This window comes from Commensalibacter sp. Nvir (genome assembly GCF_963921845.1).
Classification (GTDB): domain Bacteria; phylum Pseudomonadota; class Alphaproteobacteria; order Acetobacterales; family Acetobacteraceae; genus Commensalibacter.
The window spans coordinates 1-3,536 of sequence record NZ_CAWUGZ010000004.1 but is presented as its reverse complement, the minus strand read 5'-3'; the positions used below and the strand labels follow the sequence as shown (position 1 = coordinate 3,536).

The 3,536-nt window shown below is 36.1% G+C and carries 4 protein-coding genes; all 4 read left to right on the top strand.

Going from position 1 to position 3,536, the window contains the following annotated elements; translation table 11 throughout:
- The first annotated feature begins 62 nt into the window (after positions 1-62).
- The 4 genes from AABE15_RS00205 (at position 63) to folD (ending at position 3,456) form a co-directional block, all read left to right on the top strand.
- On the top strand, positions 63-548 hold the full coding sequence (locus AABE15_RS00205; RefSeq protein WP_338329262.1) for a protein-export chaperone SecB: 486 nt from the start codon (positions 63-65) through the stop codon (positions 546-548).
- 45 nt (positions 549-593) lie between these two features.
- Positions 594-1,178 carry an NUDIX hydrolase gene (locus AABE15_RS00200; protein ID WP_338329261.1) on the top strand — a complete coding sequence of 195 codons (585 nt, stop codon included), beginning with the start codon at positions 594-596 and terminating at the stop codon, positions 1,176-1,178.
- Between the two features lie 65 nt (positions 1,179-1,243).
- Positions 1,244-2,524, top strand: coding sequence for a dicarboxylate/amino acid:cation symporter (locus AABE15_RS00195; RefSeq protein ID WP_338329260.1), 1,281 nt, complete (start codon positions 1,244-1,246; stop codon positions 2,522-2,524).
- A gap of 44 nt (positions 2,525-2,568) precedes the next feature.
- Positions 2,569-3,456 carry a bifunctional methylenetetrahydrofolate dehydrogenase/methenyltetrahydrofolate cyclohydrolase FolD gene (gene folD / locus AABE15_RS00190; RefSeq protein ID WP_338329259.1) on the top strand — a complete coding sequence of 296 codons (888 nt, stop codon included), beginning with the start codon at positions 2,569-2,571 and terminating at the stop codon, positions 3,454-3,456.
- Positions 3,457-3,536: the final 80 nt, after the last annotated feature.

The window sequence follows — 3,536 nt, the reverse complement described above, 5'->3', positions numbered from 1 at the left end:
GACAATACAATTATCTTATTTAATCTTTTTAACTTTTTAATTTTTTATGAAAGCGAGATCTCATGAGCCCCGATGAATTACCCTCTAAAACAGCCGCCCCCGATTTATCTATTACTACACAATATATTAAAGAATTATACGTAAAAATTCCTAATTCCCCCTACATTTTTAATATTATACCAAAATCACCAGAACTTATTGTAAAAGTGGACGTAAATGCTAACCAACTCAATCAAAACAGCCCAGATTTTGAAGTTGTTACCAGCATTTCTTGTTCTAGTATGTTTACAAATGAAGACAAGGCTAAAGACACCCAGATTTGTATATTCGAAATCGTTCTTAAATACGGGGCAATCACATCTTTAAATAATCTGAACCACCCTCAGTTTGAAGAGTTGTTAATGGTTGAAACACCCACTTTGGTTTTTCCTGAAATGAGAAATATTATTCTTAATATATCAAGAGAAAGCAATTTACCCCCTATCTTTCTACAACGTATAAATTTTCGAAATTTGTACGAAAAAAGAAAACAAACCAATAATTCTTGAAATTTTATGTACTAATAAAAAAACCTTAAAAAGGGGGACAATTTTATGAAGCAAAAAAAACAAATTGGTCAACCTGACAAGGGAGGTATAACCACTGTATCTTCACGCATTGCCTATGAAAACCGCTGGCTAAAAATTCGAGAAGATATAATACGTTATGCGGATAACCTAGAGGGTCTGTTTGGTATTGTTGAGCGTAATGAATTTGCAGTTATTGCTGCTGTTAGCGAGCAAAATAATCAAAAAATGATTACGCTAATTAAACAATATCGCTATCCTGTCGGAGAATTTCTTTGGGAACTCCCTATGGGGATGTGGGAACTTAAACCAGATGCCACCCCTGAAATGGTTGCTAGAGGTGAATTAGAAGAAGAAACGGGTTTACGCGCAGGGAAAATTGTACACGCAGGTTCATTCTACCAAGGTGCTGGATATACATCACAAAAAGGCCATGTTTTTTTAGCCACTGACCTCACACAATATCGCACAAAACGAGAAGCAACCGAGCAAAACATGTCTTGTCATACCATACTTTTAGCCGATTTTGAACGCATGATCACAGATAATGAAATTAAATGTATGGTTTCTATTGCAGCATTTGGCCTGCTGCGTTTAAAAAAATTAATTTGACACATTGATTATGTTTTTTTTAAAAGTTTAATCTATTCAAGCGATCACAAAGGAATTAATATAGTATGGCAGAAACACATGATGAAACTCACCCGACACCACCTTCTAATTCTCTTTTAAAACATGCAATCGCTTTGGCTGTATCTATGATTGCAGGACTTATTTTGGGCTTGCTTTGTCATTCGTTAGGTGACGCTTTTACCAAACCAATTATTGTTACTTCGGAATTAATTGTTAATTTATTCCTTAGATTAATCAAAATGATTGTTGCCCCATTAGTGCTCGCAACACTTATTTCTGGTATCGCAGGCGTTCAAGATGCCCATACTATTCAACGTATTGGCCTTAAAGTTATTTTATGGTTTTTTATTATATCGTTTGTATCCTTAGGGGTAGGAATGATTTCTGCCGATATTATTAAACCGGGTCTCAGTTTTACAAGTGATTTACCCTCGACAAATGTTTTTCACTCGGAATATCATTTCGACATTGTTCAGTTTATTTTGCATATTGTACCAGACAGCGCCATTAATGCTATGGCTAAAAATGACATCTTGCAACTGGTAGTATTTTCTATACTTTTTGGCTTAGCACTAACAGCTTTACCAGGAGAAACCTGTCAGTTAGTTAAAAACTGGATGGATGGTTTAGCCAAAATTATGCTGAGAATAACAGATATCGTAATGAAAACTGTTCCCTTGGTAGTGTTTGCCTCCTTGCTTTCTATCGCAGCCCGCAATGGAATTCATATTATAGGCAGTTATGGCCTATATTTATTGGAATTTTATTTTACCGTTCTTATTATGTGGGCTATCTTAATAGGAACTGGATACGTTATGATGGGTAAAAAGGTGTTCCGCCTTTTGCCCTTTATTTCTGAACCTGTGCTGGTAGGCTTTGCCACTGCCAGCAGTGAATCAGCCTTCCCAAGACTCTTAGAACAATTAGAAAAATTTGGTGTTTCACCAAGAATATCAGCTTTTGTTGTACCTTTAGGATATAGCTTTAATCTATGTGGCACAATGGTTTTCATCTCTTTTGCTGCTTTGTTCATTGCTCAAGCGTACGGTATACATATGCCTATAGAAAAACAATTAATGATGTTATTCGTTATGATGATCAGCAGTAAAGGAATTGCTGCCGTTCCAAGAGCATCTACTGTAATGCTTGCTGCCGTTATGCCTGGATTCGGTATTCCTGAAGCAGGATTACTATTAATTGTGGGTATTGATCAATTCTTAGATATGGCACGAACAGCAACCAGTGTACTAGGAAACGGTATTATTGCTGCAATCGCCAACGAATGGGATATAGAAGAACAACAAAAAAAGAAGGATTTAGCATAAATGTTCAAATTTTTGGAACATTCTCTTTTAAACAGTTGAATACAATGATTTTAAAAAAAAATTGTGATCAAAAACTAATTAACGGTAAAGTGTACGCAGAAAGCCTGACCACGCAAATCAAGCAGGATGTCATTAATTTGCAACAAATTTCCGGTATTACTCCTGGATTGGCCGTTATTTTAGTAGGAAACGATTCGGCTAGCGAGGTGTATGTTCGAAATAAAACCAAACAAACGCATGCTGTAGGTATGCGTTCTTTCATGCACCTTTTACCGGAAAAAACAACAGAAGAAGAACTTGTAAAACTTATTAAACGATTGAACCAAGATACAGATATTCATGGGATTTTAGTTCAATTACCTCTACCTAAACATTTAAATACCGACACTATTATTCAAGCCATACTTCCAAGCAAAGATGTGGATGGTTTAACAGCCTACAACACAGGCAAACTTTCTCTTGGTCATCAAGACGGTTTTGTTCCTTGCACCCCTTTAGGGTGTATGTATCTTTTACAAAAAGAAGCTCCACCATTAAAAGGATTACATGCAGTAATTATTGGTGCATCGAACCTTATGGGCAAGCCAATGGCTCAAATTTTGTTAAATCAAAATTGCACTGTAAGCATTGCTCACATTGATACCGTACATCCCGAACTATTGGCGAGACAGGCAGATATCCTTATAGTGGCTACAGGGTGCCAAGGACTCGTGAAAGGTTCTTGGATCAAACCGGGTGCCATCGTCATAGACGTCGGAATTCATCGAATTGAAACAACAAACGGAAAAACGAAGTTAATAGGCGATGTTGTTTTTGATGAGGCAATCGCTATTGCTTCTAAAATTACGCCAGTTCCTGGTGGTGTTGGCCCTATGACCATCGCTTGTTTGTTACAAAATACTCTTAAAGCTGCAAAAAAAATGTTAAACTAATTTTTTTAAATACAATGAACACATGAATTAATAAAAAAAGAAATTTTTTTCTATACATAATGCTTAATACTGCTTAATAA

Bases quoted from the DNA above. Each gene is read 5' to 3' on its own strand.
- folD (WP_338329259.1), top strand. From the start codon at position 2,569: ATGATTTTAAAAAAAAATTGTGATCAAAAACTAATTAACGGTAAAGTG.
- AABE15_RS00195 (WP_338329260.1), top strand. From the start codon at position 1,244: ATGGCAGAAACACATGATGAAACTCACCCGACACCACCTTCTAATTCT.
- AABE15_RS00200 (WP_338329261.1), top strand. From the start codon at position 594: ATGAAGCAAAAAAAACAAATTGGTCAACCTGACAAGGGAGGTATAACC.
- AABE15_RS00205 (WP_338329262.1), top strand. From the start codon at position 63: ATGAGCCCCGATGAATTACCCTCTAAAACAGCCGCCCCCGATTTATCT.